This window comes from Candidatus Dadabacteria bacterium (genome assembly GCA_009837205.1).
Lineage (GTDB): Bacteria > Desulfobacterota_D > UBA1144 > Nemesobacterales > Nemesobacteraceae > Nemesobacter.
Window position 1 is genome coordinate 1 of the sequence record VXTZ01000012.1, and the last position, 18,815, is coordinate 18,815.

Sequence of the window (18,815 nt, forward strand, 5' to 3'; positions counted from 1 at the left end):
CGGCAGGCCCCTCCGCGTTAACATCCTACCCCTAGCTCTCGGCCTTTCACCTTTGAATGCCCGCGGCGGGGGAGGAGGGGGAGGAGGAGGTTCATCTCGACCATCCGCAGGGGATGTACTGGACAGCGTCGTATCAGAAGCTGATAAGAACAACGCCGGGGATGAAATTTCCGAAGCTGCAGAGAATGAACCGAGCGTGGGTAGCGTTACCCAATCCTCAAATGCCAATAACGGCATCACGACAGACAGGGTTTCAGTTGAGGCTTCATACAGTGGAGGACAAGTTCGATACATTGTTCGGAACAGTAGCGCCGGATGGTCCGTTGACAGCACCACAGATACAGTGTTGAACCGGCTTGGAGGAAACAACTGGGACGGGATTGAACTGATAAAAAGACTGCCGGGAGGATATCTTTACGTCGATGTCTATTCGGAGGAAAGAACAAGGGAGAGAAAAGATTACATAGCCGGCGGAGTCTGGATATATGTGCCGGACAGCACCACCGGAACTGACGATTTAGAATTGGGTGTCTTCGGAGATGGCAGCGATCCCTTCACACAGGGAAATCTCTCCGGCCTGGACGTGAGCAACCCTGTGACCTATGAAGGGGACGCCACCGCTATGTATTCTGAAGAAGGCAGTATTTATTTTGCTGAAGGGAAAGTGACTTTGACTGTTGATTTTGATCGCGGAACCGTGAAGGGGAGGATTCATTCCTTTCTTGATGAAGAAGGCTATCCCATTGAAGGAACAGTAACACTGGAAGAGGCAGATATCGGGAATTCAGACAGCGGTTTCTTCCTAGGTGATACGGATTTGGCACATTCAAGTCCAAGTATAGTGGGAGCGGAAGGCAAATGGGGTGGACAGTTTTTCGGAAACGGGAACAGAATTCCAAGAGCAGTGGGAGGAACCTTTGGCGTTACAACGGCTGGCGGAGAAGTTGCCGGCTTGGGCGTATGGGGCGCACTGAGTCCCCGCATGCCGCAAGGGTCTGAACCTGCTACCACATCCAAATGTGGTACAGGTAACGCGGACGGTCAAAGCTGTACGGTTAGAGTTGCCGGCCAGACGGTAACACTAAATCCCGATGGTTCATGTGAGCAGGGCAGTATTAGAAGTGGAAGCGGGGTTATCAGCATTAACGGCGTGAATATCTGCGAGCAAGCGGCCGAAAGCGCTGGAATTAATTGGACGCCCGGAAGGGGTTTTGGAGATGGCGGAACTGGCCCTCCACCCGACACTTCCGGGAGAGTGCCTTCTCACCCGAGCATATTGAGTCACCGAATTTCACCACAAGAACTAGAACCTGGAGGATCAGGTGAGGTAATTGTCACTTATAGCAGGGTTCCAGAGGCGACTGATTATAAAGTGCATATCAATGTTGGTATTGCCGATTTTCCACTTACTTACAGGAGAGATGGACCAGGTTGCGACGTTTTCCCCACCGCGGATCATGTCGTAGAAACCACGAGCACAACCCATACACAGAGATTTGAGGTTCCTGACGCTCCTGGGTTTAGAGTGTACTATAGGGTAGCTGTGCAGGCCTGCAACGCGACTGGCTGCTCCTGTCCTCCTCAGTGATAAGCTTTACGGCGTATTCCCTTCTCCACTGTTATGCGGTGGGGGGAGGATGCACGGCGGCAGCACCGACACATGATAAACTCACTCCCACGCTGGAAATATCCGCATGGAAGAAGGCGTCTGGTTCTGATTCGAGATGAGAGAATTCCGAACTCGCGGTTGTTAGGTATGGATAACTTGCTCCGTCCATTGCGCAATAGCCGACGGCCGCAGGCAGAAGGGTGCGGGCACGGTGTTCAGGCCGTCTCATTTTCAGAGCAGTAGAAACCATCATAAAAAGTTCAGTGGACAAAGCTGTCCCAGTCATTATACTTAGCCGCACTGATGGTTTGTCGGAGGTGCCGTTGAAACTCGGAGCATACGGTTACATAAAACAGTTTCTCAGAGATCCAAAGCGCACCGGCTCCATAGGGCCTTCAAACGAGGAGTTGTCGGAGCTTGTCACCGAGACCGCCCGGCTCAACGAAATGGGAACCGTGGTGGAACTTGGCTCTGGAACCGGGGTTTTCACCGAGAAGATTCTTGAGAAGAAAAGTCCGGAAGCACTGTTTTTCGCAATAGAGATCAATCCCGAGTTCTGCGAGGCGACCAAATCACGATGTCCTTCCGCGACAGTCTACAGGGATTCCGCGGAGAACATGAAAAAATATCTCGAGCAGCACGGAAAAGATTCCTGCGACTGCATTATCTCAAGTCTCCCTTGGGCCGTATTTGACCACGGAACCCAGGACAGGCTACTTAACGTCATCTGGGATGTACTCAAGCCTGGAGGCAGGATGATCACATTCAGCTATTCAATCAGCATGATGGTTCCAAATGCCAGAAGATTCCGCTCAACGCTCCGAAACAAGTTCACAAGCGTCGTTAAGTCGAAAACCGTCTGGTCCAATTTCCCTCCAGCGTTTGTTTACAGCGCGGAAAAATAACGTTGTCTCCAACGCCGCCCAAAACCACACCAGCAAGCTGATTCTCCCACCGCAAGGACGGTTGGGTATACTTAATGAATAACGCGTAAGCGGTTTCTTTCATGTCCCAGCACCCGCTCTATCTGATTGACGGCAGCTCATATATATTCAGAGCGTATTACGGCGTAAGGGCCGATCTTTCCACCTCCGATGGGTTTCCAACCAACGCCGTCTACGGATTTGCAACCATGCTTCTTAAGTTTCTCAGGGAATACGAACCGAGGTACCTGGGGATGGTGTTCGATTCCAGGGGAGAAGTGTTCAGAAACGAAATATACCCTGAGTATAAGGCCAACAGGGACGAGGCCCCAGAAAGCCTCCAGCTCCAGTTCTCTAAGATTTTCGAACTGGTACGGGCATTCTCAATACCAATGCTCGCAATGGAGGGATACGAGGCCGATGACATCATAGGAACCATAGCCAGGGCACAGGGAACATCAAAGGTGGTTCTGGTCACCGGAGATAAGGATTTCTGCCAGCTGGTGTCTGAGAACGTGACTCTGGTTGACACAATGAGGGAACGTGTAACCGGAGTGCAGGAAGTGCACCAGAAGTACGGGATCGAGCCCGGACAGATGATTGATTTCTTCGCTCTTGTGGGAGACAAGGTTGACAACATTCCGGGAGTGGCGGGCGTAGGGGAGAAAACCGCTTCGGCCCTTATATCCAAGTACGGGAATCTTGACGGCGTATATAGAAACCTTGAAGAACTTCGCCCCAGCGTCGCGAAGAGGCTAAGAGAGCACAAAGACAATGCATACCTCAGCCGAGAGCTCGTTACCATAAAAACTGATGTCGAAGTAGGAACCGGAATCGAGGACTTCAGATACGGTGGATACGCTGCCGAAGATCTTCAGGAAATATTCTCAGAGCTTGAATTTGAAAAGCTTCTGGACGAAATCGGTGCATCCCGTACGCCAGGCGAAAGTGAAGCAGTAAGATACGATTCCTACGAAACTGTTTTCGATGAGATGTCCCTCGGCCAGGTCATAAGAATAGTAGAGGAGGCAGGAGAACTCTCAATAGATCTCGAGACGGATTCTAGACTGCCGATGAACGCAGGGATAGTCGGCTTTTCACTGTGCACAGCCCCGGGACGGGCTTTTTACGTCCCCGTAGGACACACGGGAATCATGGAAGCCGAAAAGCAGATGAAACCTGAGACCGCACTTTCTATGCTGAAACCAGTTCTCGAGTCCGAGGGCATAAGGAAAATAGGACAGAATATAAAATACGATATGCTCGTACTTAAAAATCACGGCGTCAGTCTCAGGGGAATTTACTTTGACACGATGCTGGCCGCACACCTGCTCGACGCTTCCCGGGGAAGCTACAAGCTTGACGAACTCTCAAGAACTGAGCTTGGCCACAAGATGATTTCCTACGATGACGTTACAGGAAAAGGGAAATCAAGGAAGAACTTCGCCGAAGTTGATATCGAGACGGCAGCAAGGTACTCGTGCGAAGATTCGGACGTGGCGCTTATTCTTTCAAGAAAATTTCTTGAGACTCTGAAAAAAGAGGGGCTCTGGGACCTTTACAGGGAAAATGTTCTGGGCCTTGTTCCGGTTCTTTGCGACATGGAGTTCACGGGAGTGAGCGTCGACACCGCTATTCTCGGGAAAATGTCTGAGGAGTTCGAGAGGGATCTCGATTCCATCGAGGGCGGAATATATGAAAAAACCGAAGGAAAGTTCAACATAAACTCGACAAAGCAGCTCTCCGAAGTGCTCTTCGAGAAGCTAGGGCTTCCCGTTAAGAAAAAAACCGCGAAAGGCGCCTTTTCCACCGATTCCGAAGTTCTAAGGGATCTGTCGACAATCCACGAAGTGCCGCGTCTCATACTCAGACACAGGTTTCTCTCCAAGCTGAAATCTACCTACATCGACCAACTTCCGAGACTCATAAATCCGGTCACCGGAAGGATTCACACCTCTTTTAACCCTGCCGGCACCTCAACCGGCAGACTGAGTTCCAGCGATCCCAACCTTCAGAACATCCCGATAAAAACCAGGGACGGAAAAAGAATACGAAAATCGTTCGTGGCAAAAGACGGCTGCGTTATACTGTCGGCTGACTATTCCCAGATAGAGCTTCGTCTGCTCGCCCATTTCTCTGAGGACCCGACCCTGCTTGAAGCTCTCCGAGACGATAAGGATGTGCACGTCGCAACGGCCTGCGAAATCTTTAACGCAAGCGAAGACCAGATCACCTCCGAGATGCGAAACCTCGCTAAGACCATAAACTTCGGGATAATATATGGCATAAGCGCTTTCGGGCTCTCAAAGCAACTCGGTACCACGGTCTCGGTATCAAGAAATTACATAAACAGATATTTTGACAGATATTCTGAAGTGAAAACCTATATGCAGGCATCAGTTGAAGAAGCCAGGAACAGGGGCTACACAGAGACGCTTGTTGGGAGAAGAAGGCCGATACCGGAGCTTGTTTCGGGAAACAGGGTAGAGAGGGGAAGAGGAGAGCGTGAGGCTATAAATACTCCGATACAGGGATCCGCAGCGGATATAATAAATTTGGCCATGATCCGCATATTCAGAAGACTTGAAGAGGGAGAATTTCGCTCGAAAATGATCCTCCAAGTTCACGACGAGCTTCTCTTTGAGGTTTACGAAGCAGAGCTTGAAAAACTACGAACTCATATAAAAAACGACATGGAAAACGCCTGGGAACTCAGAGTACCGCTTAGAGTGGAAATGCGCGCCGCAGAGAACTGGGCCGAGGCTCACTAAGAATACAGTAACGATGGATTCCAGAATAAAGACCCTGATTCTGCACACGCTCGTTTTACTCTTTGTGTTTCTGCCGGCGGCACCTTCTCACGCTGAAGTAAACGAGAAAAAAATACTCTCCTTTATTTCGAAAAATTCCTCGTCGCGAAAGAAAATCGGGGTCATGGTCCGTTCCGCCGATACCGGCAAGACGGTTTTTCGCTATAACAGCAAAGAGGAATTCATTCCCGCCTCCAATAACAAAATACTTTCCTCCATAGCGGCGCTTTCCCTGCTCGGAAAGGGTTTTCGGTTCAAAACGGAGTTTTATCTGGGTGGAGGAATACACTCGGGAGTCGGCCACGGCGGTCTTTACGTAAAAGGGTTCGGAGACCCCACTATAGACATCGAGAAGCTCAGAGAGATTGCAGGGCGGATTAAGGCTCTCGGGATAACAGGAATCGAGGGCGGGATTTACCTAGACGGTTCGTATTTTGACGACATCCATTACGGAGAAGGCTGGGATCCTGAATGGCGCGGCAAAAGCTTCTGCCCTCCCGTAACGGCGATTTCGTTTAATTACAACTCGGCCAAGATAAAAATTTCCGCGTCCAGGGTGCAGGGAGTTCCCGCAACGGTGAGAACGGAACCCGCCGAGTTTCCCTTCCCGATCAAAAACAGGGTTTCCACCAAGCTGAAAAGATCGGGTGTGAGAGCACAGTACAACGAACGAAACGAACTCAGGCTCTCCGGATACGTCTCCTCCCGAAAAAAAGCCGAGACCCTAGAGATTTCGGTGCCAGACCCGTTTTTTTACTTCGGGGCTACACTCAAGCAAGTTCTCAAGAAGGAAGGAATTGAAGTAAGCGGACCCATAGAGCGCAGGAGAGTGCCTCGGTGGACCGGCAAAATATTCACCCATTACTCAGAACCTCTGGGCGCCATTATCCATGAGTACAACAAAGAAAGCGTCAATATAATCGGAGAAAGCATAGTCAAAGTGATCGGGGCCAAGCATCTCAACACCCAAGGATCATGGAAATCCGGCACGCACGTAATTGAAAATCATCTGAGGAGAATTGGTCTTAACGGAAACTTCTCCGTGGCCGACGGTTCCGGTCTTTCGAGGCTAAACAGGGTGTCCCCCGAGGATATAACCGAGGCGCTCCATGTGGCCTACGGCGATCCGGACATTTCAGAGGAGTTCGTTGCGTCCCTTCCGATCGCCGGAGTTGACGGAACTCTCAAAAAAAGATTTCGCGCCCTCAAGGGCAGAATCTATGCGAAAACCGGATATCTTGAAGGAGCCAGATCTCTATCCGGCTACGCATTCGCAAAAAACGGGCGGGTTTATGTTTTTTCCATCATATCAAACGGCATGGGAACAAGGGTAAAGAAACTTCAGAATCTGCTTCTTAGGGAACTTGTCTACTGATTTATCGCGTGGAAGCTGTCGGCCAATCTCGCGAATTCCTCAACCGAAAGGGATTCCGCCCTTCTTCGCTGATCGATACTCGAGTCTGAAAGTGCCTGTTCAACGGTTTCCCTCTCAAAGAAGTTGCTGAGAGAATTCCTTATGGTCTTTCTCCGCGAGGAAAACGCACATCTGGTAACGGTCCTGAAGGTCTTCTCGCTCGATACAGAAAACACAGGCTCCTTAAGCGGATCGAGCACCACCACCGCCGAATCCACCTCGGGAACCGGATAGAACACGCGCCGGGAAACTTTGAAGGCAATCTCTACGTTGAAACAGCTCTGGAGAAGTATCGAGAGGGAACCGTAGCTCTTCCGTCCCTTTGCAGAGGATATCCTCTGCGCCACTTCCTTTTGCAGCATCACTACTATCTTTGAGAAAAGTTCTCTTTCATCGAAAAGCTTAATTAGAACCTGAGTGGATATGTTATAGGGAAGATTGGATACAAGTTTCGTCTTTTTTCCGTCGGAAAAACGACTGAACCCGATTTTAAGGACATCTTCGTAAACAAATCTGATGTTTGCAGATTCCCCGAATCTCTCGTCAAGAAAGGTCTTCAGCCTCTTGTCTTTCTCAATTGCCGTGATTCTGCCAGCACCGTGTGCGAGATGCTCCGTGAGGCTCCCCTTTCCGGGTCCGATTTCAATCACATGATCTTCTTTGTGGAGCTTTGCAGTGGCGCAGATCTTACGGAGTATGTTGGGGTCGTTCAGAAAATTCTGTCCAAGCCTCTTAGTCTGACGGAATATCTGCTCCCCCTTCATATCATCCATCCGTTTAAAGCGGATACTGTTTCAGAACAGCTCTTAAGCATGGAAGCAAAGAATGAAAGTGTAAAGTTATTCTTCTTTGAACCTGAATATCTTTTCTTTGTCTTTTATCATCCCCAGTTCCTCTCTCAGTATTTTCTCAATGTATCTTTCGTCTTGCTTAAGGGCCTTTATTTCTTCTCTGTACGCCCTGTTCTGCGTTTCTAAGTCCTCTATCCTCTTCTCTATCCTCTTGTTTTCGTTCTTGAGAAAATAGACCTTGGAAATCTCGTTGAAAAACATCAAGGCCACCGCTACGGCAATCACCGAGTACGCAGCCAACCTAATGAATCTTTGCGGTCTCATATGTCCTCTAAAGAGCAAAAGTTCCCACGAGAAAAGGATTAGTCCTTTTTTCAATTCCCACTGTCGTTTGAGGGCCGTGGCCCGGATGGATTTCGTAATGGTCGGGATATTGAAGAATCTCGGAGCGGATCGACCCGACAAGCTCCGTCATGCTCGTTCCCCCGGTAAGATCCACCCTTCCTACGCTTCCAGCGAAAACAGTGTCTCCAGCTATTATTGATTTTCCGAAAACAAAACATATATGCCCCCAGGTATGTCCCGGAACAAGGAGTATCTCTCCCCTGAGATTCCCCACAGAAAGAGTTTCTCCTTCTTTCACGTAACCATCTACCTCAGGGACTTCGACAAAGTCAAATCCCGGGAACCTCATCTTCGCCTCGGGAAGCAAATCAAGGACGGGCTGTTCTTTTTCGTGTATGTAAAAGGGTATGCCAAGCATTTTCTTGAAAGCCTCGACACCGGCCACGTGATCCAAGTGCGTGTGGGTATTAACTATTTTTTTTACCTCGAGTCCTGATTTTTCGATTTCCTCGGATATCTCCGCTATCTGCTCTCCGGGATCAACGAGCATAGCCTCGTTCGTATCTTCATCCCCTATGATGTAACAGTTTTCAATGAATATCCCGCCCGGGATGCATTTTATTATCAATCTGATCTCCTTTGAGTTCTGTTTATACGAAAATCGATGAATCCGCCCCCGGGTGGAAGCCACTTGAATTCAACCGATTCGACCTTTGCGCGGGGCGGTCCTTCTCCGCACCACTCAATCAGCTTTTCGAGATTCTCGGTCGTTCCTTCAGCGACTATTCTGACGTTTCCATCCATGAGGTTCTCGACATGTCCCTTGATGCCAAGCTCAGTCGCTGTTTGGGCCGTCGAGACTCTGAAGAAAACTCCCTGCACCTTTCCCTTTACCAGGATAACGGCTCTTCGTTCCATCCGATTCTTCCAGACTACCGAAAGCCTCTGTCAGTGTCAATGAACGCAGAGATTCGGGACTTTAAAGTAAGCACCGGAGCAGGAGAAAAGGGTTTGCGCGGCGTTGACAGAGAAAAAGGCAAAATGTATTTTCTTTTCTTAATGAGTGAGTACCGAGCCCATTTCAGATGCATAGACGAGAACTGCTCTGAAACCTATCCCATCGACGAAATCATTTACAGGTGCAAGAAGTGCGACAATCTTCTTGACGTTCAGCACGACATGGAAACTCTGGGGCAAAAAACGCCCGAGCAATGGAAAGAGCTTTTTGACAGCAGGTACAGAAAGCAGGTCTGGCCTTTCGGAAGCGGCGTCTGGGGGAAGAAGGAGTGGGTTATGCCCTCAATCGAAAACGAGAAAATAGTTTCAATGTACGAGGGGTGCACGAACCTTTTCTGGGCCGAGAGGTTCGGAAAACAGGTAGGCGCTGAAGATCTCTGGATAAAGATGTGTGGCAACAGCCACACGGGATCCTTCAAGGATCTGGGGATGACCGTGCTCGTATCGGCCGTAAACCAGATGATAAGCGACAACGTGAGCATCCCGGCGGTAGCCTGCGCCTCAACTGGGGATACATCGGCTGCTTTGGCCGCCTACTGCGCGTCTGCAGGCATTCCTTCCATAGTCTTTCTCCCCAAAGACAAGGTATCCATTGCCCAGTTGATCCAGCCCATATCGAACGGATCTCTGGTTCTCTCCCTGGATACGGACTTTGACGGCTGCATGGAGATGGTCCAGAGAATAACCAGCGAGCATAACATTTATCTTGCAAATTCGATCAACTCCCTGCGCATAGAGGGACAGAAAACTATAAGCATAGAACTTTGCCAGCAGTTTGACTGGGAGGTCCCGGACTGGGTAATAATTCCAGGCGGCAACCTAGGCAACGTGTCCGCGCTCGGGAAGGGATTCCTGATGATGTATGAGCTCGGCGTCATAAAAAAACTTCCGAGAATAGTCTGTGCGCAGGCACAGAACGCAAACCCTCTTTACCTGAGCTATCTTAAGGGATTTGAAGAATTTACCCCCGTAACAGCGAAAAAAACCCTCGCAAATGCCATACAGATCGGAAACCCGGTAAGCATCAACAAGGCAATTTCGATCCTCAGGCGATTTGACGGAGTTGTGGAGCAGGCATCGGAAGACGAACTTTCCCATGCCTCGGCAATGGCGGACAGAACAGGCACGTTTAACTGCCCGCACACAGGAGTTGCACTCGCGGTGTTTTTGAAACTGCTTGAGAAAAAGGTTCTTTCTCCCAAGGAGAAGATAGTGGTGGTTTCCACAGCTCACGGGCTTAAATTCGTTGAGTTCAAAGCCGGCTACCATAGGTCCGTTCTTGAAGGGATATCTTCTGAGCTAAGCAATGTTCCGGTGGAACTTCCAAACGATTACAAGGCCGTAAAAAACGCAATACAAAGCAGAATTCCGGTCCAGTAGTCACCATAAGAGTCATTCGGCAATCTGGATAATCCCTTGTTCTCAGCCGCTATCAACAATGTCTGTTCGGATGGCTGAGGCTTTTTCCGAAGCCCGAAACCTCCACCATTCCCAAGCGAGAAAAACCCACACGGGCGCAAACTCTATCCATATCACCGCGTTCCCGAATATTCCACCTTCCTCCGGGTGAGAGGGAAAATAGTACTGAAGGTAATAAAGCGGGAGCAGTGCGGTTAAAGCAAGGAACCCCGGGCTTGGAGCTATGCAGAGAAACGGAAGAAGCCACGTGTAGTACCAAGGAAACTGTGCCGGGATCAACAGAAACACACCTCCAATTATCAGAAGTGCTTTTCTGTGGAGACCTAAAGACCTGCATACAAACGCCACGTAAAACTTCCAGAGAAGAAAAATCGCGATGAGACCAATTCTTGAATGTGCCTGCGCATGTCCGGGGTGAACATCAAACGCCTCCAGGATAAACTCCCATCCCGAAAGAACCGCCGTGAAGAACGGGCTGTTGTTCTGCCAGCTTTTTCCGTACGCTACGATGCCGGAAGTCGAATCCAGCCTAAATACAACCATGGGAAGAAATATGATTAAGACCGCACTGGCGAAAATAGAGATCTGCAGCAGTGTTTGCCGTTTCTCCTTAAGGGGAGTTAAAAACATCCCGAAAAGAAGCGCCGGCCAGAGCTTGACTCCCACCGCCAAGGAAAGGACGAGCGTCCAGAGCTTTTTCCTTTCGCAGAGAAAAAGCAGAATTGCTCCCAGTACGAACGGAAACGCAAGGATGTCCATGTGCAGGGAATTGAATATCTCTTTCACCAGAAGCGGGTTCCACCAATAGATAATGGAATATTGACGAGGAATACCAAGTTTCTTCAAACTAGCAAGCAGAAGCCCTAGCGTAACCAGATCAAACACCATGAGCAGAATCCTCCACGCCGTGGTGCCCATGGGAGATATTTTGTAGGATATGGCGAAGAAGAGTTCTGCGATAGGCGGATAGATGGTTTTTACGTGGGGATGGTTTACCTTCTCAAGCGTATCGCCATAGAGGCGCTTGAGTTCCCTAAGTTTTTCGTTTCCCCCGCCTTCCGCCACTTCCTCCGGGGAGTACTCGTAGGGATTCATTCCGTTTGCAACCACGGCGCCGTCCCAGAAATAGCGGTGATAGTCGTTTTCGAGTATCGGGGTTGAAAAAAGAAACAGAACGCGGAACCCGAGACCGAAAAGAATTATGAGAAGAAGCGAACACGCGCGGTTTTTTCTGAAACTTCCCACCGCCGCAAAGTAGACAGCCGAGGCAATAATCAGAAGCGATATGAAAACCGGTATCAGGTCTCTCTTAAAAGCCCCAGAGGAGAGTTCCGGGGAGATTTTAGCGATAGCCCCAAGCAGGAGAAAAATGGCTGTTCCGCACAGAAGAAGGAGCCGGTCCGGTTTATTGATTTTCCGCATCAATAGGTACAATTACGAAAATAACATTTCATTCAGTTCGGAATCCCGGAAGATGAACAAGAGCAGAGAAAAATTAAAACTAATTCTAAAAAGCAAATCAATCCTGCTCGGAAATTTCACTCTGGCATCGGGAAAGCAAAGTTCCTACTACATTGACGCCAGGCTCACGACTCTGGATCCTGAAGGCGCCCACCTGATATCAGAAATACTTCTGGGCGAAATCGCCGCTCAGGGAGGCGTAACGGCTGTCGGAGGACCGTCCACGGGTGCCGATCCGATGGTGGGAGCCATCATTTCCAGAAGTTATGAGCAGGACATGCCGCTTCGCGGATTCATAGTAAGAAAGAAGGAAAAAGAACATGGGACCGGGAACATGATAGAGGGCGGACTTACCGAGGGAGACAGTGTGGCAATAGTTGAGGACGTGATTACAACCGGTGGTTCCGTTCTAAGAGCCATTGATCTTGTCGAGTCCGCCGGAGCCGAGGTCCGTGGGGTCCTCTGCGTCGTCGACAGGGGAGAGAACACAGAAAAAGCCTTCCTTGAGCGGGGCTGTAGCTTTTTTTCCATATTCAGCGTTTCGGAACTTCTCTAGAAAACTCCACGCAAAACTCTTTTGTTTTTCACACAAACCGGAATGATATTTGGTTTTTACGTAATTACTGTCACCTATATTTAGGCGGGGAGAGGATTTATTGAGCGTTTTACTTGTTGTAACACTTGTGCTTTCGGCATTTCTGGCCCTTAACATAGGAGCCAACAATTCCGCGGCGTCCATGGCGACATCGTACGGTGCCGGCGTAAGGTCGAAAAGACAGGCCGTATGGCTTATAGCTATCTTTGCTCTCCTCGGAGCGCTTACGGCCGGAGCGCCCGTGGTGGAGACCGTAGGCAAGGGAATAGTGTCGGCCGAGACCCTCTCTTCCGATATAGGCTTCATATTTATAATTCTGCTTCTCGGGATAGGTTTCATCGTCTGGGCGAATATAGTCCGCACACCTATAGCCACCACCCACGCCATAGTGTGCGCCATAGTGGGAATCGGTCTTTATACTCAGACACTTAATTCCGACAGCTTCATCCGGGTGCTCAAATGGTGGATTCTGGCGCCGATAGTCGCCTGGTTAATAAATTTCGCCGTGGCAAAGTTTTTCTATTTCAAGATAGTCCATTACCTCGCAAGTAATTTCTCGGAGAAAAGAGTCAACGTCATCCTGACCGTGCTGATTACCATATCCGGAACTTTTATCGCCTTTTCGGGAGGCGCCAATAATTCCGCAAACGCCATAGGGCCGATAGTAAGCCTGGGGCTGATAGACTCCTATCCGGGCGCAATTCTTGCCGGTGTCGCAATGGGGGTGGGAGCAATTCTGCTGGGAGGCAGAGTTCTTGAGACCCTAGGGAAAAAAATAACGGAGATATGCATAATAAGGGCTATCTCGGTCGAGTTTACGGCTGCGGTAATAATACTGCTCGCTTCGTTATACGGAATTCCGGTTTCGATCGCCGAGATAGTAACAGCCGGAGTTGTGGGTTTTTCGTGCGCGCAGCACGGATTTGTCCAGACTTCCAAAAACAGCCATGTTGTAAAAATCGGTTTTTTCTGGTTTGTTGTTCCTGTGATAACCGTAGGGGTAAGTTATTACATATCCCTCGTATATATAAAGTACGGCTTGTCGTCGTATCTGAGTTTTTTGGGTTAAATGAAATTTTCTGAAAAAGACGTAAAGAACCTCAATCACGAGTTTGAGCGAAGTTCTCCTGAGGATATCCTCGCCTGGGCTTCTGCGAACCTCGACCGCTCGGTGGCGCTTGCAACCAGCTTCCAGGTCCAAGGGATGGTGCTTGTCGACATGTTCGCAAAGGCAAACCCCGAAGCGAGAATCTTCACTCTTGATACCGGGAGGCTTCATTCCCATACGTACGACGTCATGGACAAGACAAGAGAAAAATACAACATCAACATCGAGGTGCTTTTCCCCGACACGGCTGAAGTGGAGGAGATGGTGATCAGCCACGGGGTAAATCTTTTTTACAAAAGCGTTGAAAACAGAAGACTCTGCTGCCAAGTGAGAAAAACCAACCCGCTTAACGGATACTTAAAAAACCTAGACGCCTGGATTACCTCCATAAGGGCGGACCAGACGGAGCAGCGGGCAGAGTCAAGCAAGTTTGAGATCGACTACCTGCACGGAAAGATGCTCAAGATAAACCCTATTCTTGACTGGACCGCCGACCAGGTATGGGACTACGTAAGGAAAAACGATGTTCCTTATAACAAGCTCCACGACATGGGATATCCAAGCATAGGATGCGCTCCCTGCACAAGGGCCGTTGAGGAGGGAGAAGATCCTAGGGCCGGCAGGTGGTGGTGGGAGCAAGGCTCGGACAAAGAATGCGGAATTCACTTCAGTCGCGAACCGCAGTCTTAAAGGTCTGAGGTCGCTCTCAGGTCCCACTCCGCAGATTCTCTTTCACAATCGGAAGAACTTCTTCTTTGAGCAATCTCATTGATTTCTGCCATTTTTCCTTCGGGTTCCACTCGTGCCCCATGACCAGAAGCACCCCGAATCCCCCGACGAATTCATGAAGCTCGATTATTTTCCGGGCGACATCCTCAGGACTTCCCACAAGCCACATGTTCTCGATCATGTAGTCCATGGTCACTTCCCGGTCCGACATTGACTTGTCGATCTTAAACAGGTTCAAGTTGTTTCTTATCATGGGAACTATAGTGAAAAAATAATCCCGGAAATCTCTTGCGAGCGTGCCTTCTATTACTTCTTTTCTCGCCTCTTCGGTTGTCTCCGCGACATAGACGTCCCTTGCGATTCTCCATTTCGCCCTCTCAGGTGTTCTGCCGACGGCCTCCGCACCCTGCTCGTATCCCGCCCAGTGAGATTTAAGCACATCGGGAATAACGAAATTTATGCTCATAGGTATCCAGTCACGTTCCCCGGCCGTCTTAAGACTCGCGGAATTCTCCGAGATTCCCGCAACCGCTATAGGAGGATGAGGTTCCTGGTAGGGCTTCGTGTGCACTCCGAGACCAACCCTTTCCACGGGATCGGGAACGGTAAACTTCCACCGGGAGTTAGAGTAAACACCCGGGCTCGGGTTGTTCCAGAGGTTAAGTATCATCTCAAGGGACTCGTTCATAAGCTGTCTTTGTTTCCCTGTTTTCGGGTTTATACCGAACGCTTCGAAATCTCCAATGAAACTTCCGGCTCCTACTCCCCAGTAGAATCTTCCCTTAAGCAGGTGGTCAAGAACCGCGATTCTGTGCGCAAGCATAAAAGGGTCATGCTGAGGCAGGCATGAAACTCCCGTACCGAAGATTATCCGCTCAGTGAGAGCGGCGGCTTTGGCTATGAAAAGATCGGGGGCAGGTATATTCTCCCAACCCGCCGTGAAGTGTTCTCCTATCCAGGCTTCCCTGAAACCGATTTCGTCAAGAAAAACTACCTGCTCCATGTCCGCTTCGAGCGTATCGGAAAGGGAAGAGCCGAATGGATGAAGAGGCATTGTGAAATATCCTAGTTCCATTTCCGGAACATTATACTCCCTTTGAACGTAAAAAGAGAGTATTTTGCGCAGCGACCTCGGCTAGTAAAGTTTGGCAAAAACTCTGTGTATGTAGTAATATGATACGGATTTTGAACATCAAAGAGCACTAAGTAAGGAGGAAGCATTACAATGTCTAAGAACCTTCCGGGCATACAGGAGACCCGAGAACTTCTGAAGAAGAAAAAAGTTGTTATCGCCGGGGTGGGCGAAACGGAACAGGGCAAGATCCCGGATAAAAGCTCCTTTCACTTCCTGAGCGAAGCTTCAAGGCTCGCGATCGAGGACGCGGGGATAAAAAAAGACGACGTGGACGGCCTCGTAACGGCCTTCTCCCTCGTCGAGCACACTTTCATGCACTGCACTACCTTTGCCGACTACTTCGGCATGAACCCGAGGTTTTTCTCCTCGGTAGCCGTGGGGGGAGCCACGGCGGTGTGGATGGTGGCCGAGGCCGCCATGGCCATATCCTCAGGGCAGGCAGAAGTGGTACTCTGCGTAAGGGGGGATAACACCCTCTCGGGGATATCGTCTTCGGGGATGCTGGCGCTTATAAGGGAGATGTGCCACGCGGAGTTTGAGTTCCCCTACGGATTAACGACTCCCGGGGGATACGCGCTTGCAGCGCAGAGATACCTCCATGACTGGGGAAGCAGAAGAGAACACCTTGCCGCGGTGGCGGTGACCATGAGAAAGCACGCCGCCGATAAGGAAAACGCGATGAACAAGGATCCGCTCTCAATAGAGGACGTTCTTAATTCAAGAGTTATAGCGGAGCCCCTTACCAAGTATGACTGCTCGATTATCTCTGACGGGGGAGCGGCTTTCATAGTCACAACGGAGGACAAGGCGAAGGAACTCGGGATAGAAAACGACCTTGCCTACCTCTGGGGAATGGGACAGGGATACTCTCACCAGTACCTCACTTCCCTTGAGAGCCTTGACCAGATATACGACGCGGTTGAGAGATCGGGACAGAAGGCGTTTAACACGGCGGGGATAGAACCAAGGGACGTTGACATAGCGTTTCTTTATGACTGCTTTACGATAACCGTTCTGCTTGAACTCGAGGGACTGGGTTTTGTTCCCAAGGGAGAGGGAGGAGCGTTTGCCCTTGAGGGAAGGATGGAGATAGGGAAGGACCTTCCTGTTAATACCCACGGGGGACTTCTCTCACAGGCTCACCTTGGGGCCATGCATCATGTGGTTGAGGCCACGCTGCAGTTAAGGGGAGACGCGGGGTCAAGGCAGGTTGAGGATCCCGAGGTTGCGGTTGTGCACGGGAACGGCGGGATAGTGTCGGCTCACAGCACGGTGGTTTTAGGGAACCAGCCGGTTAATTAACAATACAAAAGGAGAGAAAAGAAGATGTCAGAAGAGAAAAAAGCGTATAACAAGCCTTTGCCCGAGTTTCGGCCGGAGACAAGGCCGTACTGGGATGCCGCAAAGGAGCACAAGCTGGTTATCCCCAGGTCAAGGGAGACTGGAGAGTTTTTCTTTTACCCAAGGGCTCTTTCCCCTGGAGGGGACATGAGTGAGGACATAGAGTGGGTTGAGAGTGAGGGTCGGGGGAAGGTATGGACTTTTTCCATACACCACATGGGACCATCCAAGGCGTACAAGGGTGAGCCTCCCTATGTAGTGGCCCTTATTGAGATGGACGAGGGAGTGAAGATGATGTCCAACGTGGTTGACGTTGACCCCAATGAAGTGACCATCGGGATGGAAGTGCAGGTCTGCTTCGATGACATTACCGATGAGGTTACACTCCCCAAATTCAAACCAGCTGGTTAAAAAAGCGGGGACGGTCAGTCATCGAGTTTTACAAGTATGTCGTCCCCGTCAATCTTTACCGGGTAGATCTCTAGGGGTTCGACCGCCGGAAGGCAAAGCACCTCTCCGGTTCTGACGTTGAACTCAGCCCCATGATAACAGCAGGTGATGCGTTCTCCGTCAAGGTCGCCGTCTGAAAGAGTAAAACACTGGTGGGTGCATTCATCCCGAAAGGCGTAGAAATTCCCCTCTACGCTGCATATGGCAATCGCATCTCCATCGATGAAAAAAGATTCCACTTCTCCTTCAGGTATGTCTGAAACCTTTGCTACTTTCTTATAGTCGGACACAAACCTACCTTCCTTTGCCGTTTTCGAGCCTTTGTTCAAACCATTTCATGACCACGCTCTCAAGGGCTTCTCTCACGGAGTCAATTGACATATGCTCTAGGGTCTCGCCAGTAAAGGCCTGGAGCATTATGATTTTTGCCTGCCCTGCTGAGATCCCCCTTGAACGCAGGTAAAAAAGGGCTTCTTCATCCATCTGCCCGATCGTAGCGCCATGGGTGCACTTTACGTCGTCGTTGTATATTTCAAGCTGAGGCTTCGTGTCTATCTGGGCCGTGTCGGAGAGAAGAAGGTTCCTGTTGGTCTGCTTCGCATCTGTCTTCTCGGCGCCTTCGTGAACCAGGATCCTTCCGTGAAAAACCCCCTTTGAGCGACCATCAAGTACGCCGTTATAGAACTGGCGGCTGTCGCAATGAGGACTCGCGTGCTCAACCCGCATGAAGTTATCCATGTGCTGGCGTCCCTCGGATATGAAAAGGCCGTAAATGTCGGAGTTGCATCCTTCTCCGGCCAAAACGGGATGAACATTGTTCCTCACTATGGCCCCTCCGCAGAGAACCGAGTGAGAAGCGATGTTGCTGTTTTTCTGCTGATTTACCCTAAGTGTGGAGAAATTAAACGCCTTCTGGCTTTCAAACTCAAGTCTGTAGTGCTCAAGATTCGCGTTTTCTCCGCAGACAACTTCCGTGACCACGTTTGAGAAATAGACGCTCTGGGATGCCGACACGTAATGTTCTATTACCTTGGCGACCGAACTTTGCCCGACTATGATGAGATTTCTCGGATTTATGAACAAAGGACGGCCTTCATCTGTCGATACGTGAAGAACGTGTACGGGTTGTTCGAAGACGGTTCCGTCGGGAACGTAAACAAACACTCCGTCTTCAAAATAGGATGTGTTAAGGGAAATAAACGCGTCTTTTTCATAATCTGCGTACCTCGCCAAGTGGTCCTTCACAAGATCGCCTTGCTCAGAGATTGCCTCCGACAGGCTTTTTACCAGTATTCCTTTCCCGGCATCTACAGTGTCTGAAAGGGAAGGAGCGAAACGACCGTTTACAAATACAAGCCTCGGGCAATCAAGCCCGGGAAACCCGTAGGAATCCACGGATTTTTTAGAAACCCCGGAGATTCCATTCTCGGCAATTGAAAAAGAACCTCTCCGAAGTGCCTCAAGATTGGTGAATCTCCACTCTTCGTCAGAAAGCGTCGGAAATCCAAGTTCAGCGAATCCTGAAATCGCCTCACGGCGAAGGGTGGTTACCCACTCGGGGGCATTTTTTTGCTCGCTATCGAGAAACTCAGAGAGTCTCTCGACGTAACTTTCGCGCGTACCGTCAAAAACAATAGCCATAGTATTATGCTCCTTGCAGGCTGCCCG

17 protein-coding genes are annotated in these 18,815 nt (G+C 49.9%); 9 read left to right on the forward strand and 8 right to left on the reverse strand.

What is annotated here, in order from left to right; translation table 11 throughout:
* Positions 1-1,932 precede the first annotated feature (1,932 nt).
* The 3 genes from F4Z13_01820 (at position 1,933) to dacB (ending at position 6,717) form a co-directional block, all read left to right on the forward strand.
* Complete coding sequence (locus tag F4Z13_01820; GenBank protein MXZ47984.1) at positions 1,933-2,514, forward strand: methyltransferase domain-containing protein; 582 nt, start codon at positions 1,933-1,935, stop codon at positions 2,512-2,514.
* Positions 2,515-2,615: 101 nt separating this feature from the next.
* Positions 2,616-5,303 (forward strand): DNA polymerase I, encoded by a 2,688-nt coding sequence (polA, locus tag F4Z13_01825; protein ID MXZ47985.1) that lies wholly within the window; start codon positions 2,616-2,618, stop codon positions 5,301-5,303.
* 13 nt (positions 5,304-5,316) lie between these two features.
* Positions 5,317-6,717 (forward strand): D-alanyl-D-alanine carboxypeptidase/D-alanyl-D-alanine-endopeptidase, encoded by a 1,401-nt coding sequence (dacB, locus tag F4Z13_01830; protein MXZ47986.1) that lies wholly within the window; start codon positions 5,317-5,319, stop codon positions 6,715-6,717.
* Here dacB and rsmA read toward each other — a convergent pair.
* From rsmA to F4Z13_01850, 4 genes are all read right to left on the reverse strand, one after another.
* Positions 6,711-7,529 carry a ribosomal RNA small subunit methyltransferase A gene (gene rsmA / locus F4Z13_01835; protein MXZ47987.1) on the reverse strand — a complete coding sequence of 273 codons (819 nt, stop codon included), beginning with the start codon at positions 7,527-7,529 and terminating at the stop codon, positions 6,711-6,713. The genes dacB and rsmA overlap by 7 nt on opposite strands.
* A gap of 66 nt (positions 7,530-7,595) precedes the next feature.
* Positions 7,596-7,871, reverse strand: coding sequence for a septum formation initiator family protein (locus F4Z13_01840; GenBank protein MXZ47988.1), 276 nt, complete (start codon positions 7,869-7,871; stop codon positions 7,596-7,598).
* 7 nt (positions 7,872-7,878) lie between these two features.
* The gene (locus tag F4Z13_01845; GenBank protein MXZ47989.1) at positions 7,879-8,589 is read right to left on the reverse strand and encodes an MBL fold metallo-hydrolase; all 711 of its coding nucleotides are present in this window, start codon (positions 8,587-8,589) and stop codon (positions 7,879-7,881) included.
* Positions 8,517-8,810 (reverse strand): acylphosphatase, encoded by a 294-nt coding sequence (locus F4Z13_01850; protein ID MXZ47990.1) that lies wholly within the window; start codon positions 8,808-8,810, stop codon positions 8,517-8,519. Before F4Z13_01850 ends, F4Z13_01845 begins: the two co-directional genes overlap by 73 nt.
* Before the next feature lie 141 nt (positions 8,811-8,951).
* Between F4Z13_01850 and thrC the strand changes: the two genes are divergently transcribed.
* Complete coding sequence (gene thrC, locus F4Z13_01855; GenBank protein MXZ47991.1) at positions 8,952-10,289, forward strand: threonine synthase; 1,338 nt, start codon at positions 8,952-8,954, stop codon at positions 10,287-10,289.
* 42 nt (positions 10,290-10,331) lie between these two features.
* Here thrC and F4Z13_01860 read toward each other — a convergent pair whose 3' ends face one another.
* Complete coding sequence (locus tag F4Z13_01860; protein ID MXZ47992.1) at positions 10,332-11,573, reverse strand: hypothetical protein; 1,242 nt, start codon at positions 11,571-11,573, stop codon at positions 10,332-10,334.
* A gap of 40 nt (positions 11,574-11,613) precedes the next feature.
* Between F4Z13_01860 and pyrE the strand changes: the two genes are divergently transcribed.
* From pyrE to F4Z13_01875, 3 genes are all read left to right on the forward strand, one after another.
* A complete protein-coding gene (pyrE, locus tag F4Z13_01865; protein MXZ47993.1) occupies positions 11,614-12,345 on the forward strand; it encodes an orotate phosphoribosyltransferase in 732 nt (243 codons plus the stop codon).
* A gap of 100 nt (positions 12,346-12,445) precedes the next feature.
* Complete coding sequence (locus tag F4Z13_01870) at positions 12,446-13,453, forward strand: inorganic phosphate transporter (GenBank protein ID MXZ47994.1); 1,008 nt, start codon at positions 12,446-12,448, stop codon at positions 13,451-13,453.
* Positions 13,454-14,182, forward strand: coding sequence for a phosphoadenylyl-sulfate reductase (locus F4Z13_01875; protein ID MXZ47995.1), 729 nt, complete (start codon positions 13,454-13,456; stop codon positions 14,180-14,182). It abuts the gene before it with no gap.
* Positions 14,183-14,198: 16 nt separating this feature from the next.
* On the opposite strand, the gene F4Z13_01880 is transcribed toward F4Z13_01875, so the two are convergent.
* Entirely contained in the window at positions 14,199-15,296 is a 1,098-nt protein-coding gene (locus F4Z13_01880) for an LLM class flavin-dependent oxidoreductase (protein ID MXZ47996.1), read from the reverse strand.
* Positions 15,297-15,446: 150 nt separating this feature from the next.
* On the opposite strand from F4Z13_01880, the gene F4Z13_01885 reads away from it, so the two are divergent.
* Both F4Z13_01885 and F4Z13_01890 read left to right on the forward strand, forming a co-directional pair.
* The gene (locus F4Z13_01885; GenBank protein MXZ47997.1) at positions 15,447-16,658 is read left to right on the forward strand and encodes a thiolase family protein; all 1,212 of its coding nucleotides are present in this window, start codon (positions 15,447-15,449) and stop codon (positions 16,656-16,658) included.
* A gap of 24 nt (positions 16,659-16,682) precedes the next feature.
* Positions 16,683-17,108, forward strand: a complete 426-nt coding sequence (locus F4Z13_01890) for a Zn-ribbon domain-containing OB-fold protein (protein MXZ47998.1) — start codon at positions 16,683-16,685, stop codon at positions 17,106-17,108.
* A 14-nt stretch (positions 17,109-17,122) separates the two neighbouring features.
* On the opposite strand, the gene F4Z13_01895 is transcribed toward F4Z13_01890, so the two are convergent.
* Positions 17,123-17,476: a non-heme iron oxygenase ferredoxin subunit gene (locus F4Z13_01895; protein MXZ47999.1), complete on the reverse strand. Its 354-nt coding sequence runs from the start codon at positions 17,474-17,476 to the stop codon at positions 17,123-17,125.
* Complete coding sequence (gene sufD, locus F4Z13_01900) at positions 17,442-18,788, reverse strand: Fe-S cluster assembly protein SufD (protein MXZ48000.1); 1,347 nt, start codon at positions 18,786-18,788, stop codon at positions 17,442-17,444. The genes F4Z13_01895 and sufD overlap by 35 nt, the downstream gene beginning before the upstream one ends.
* Positions 18,789-18,815: the final 27 nt, after the last annotated feature.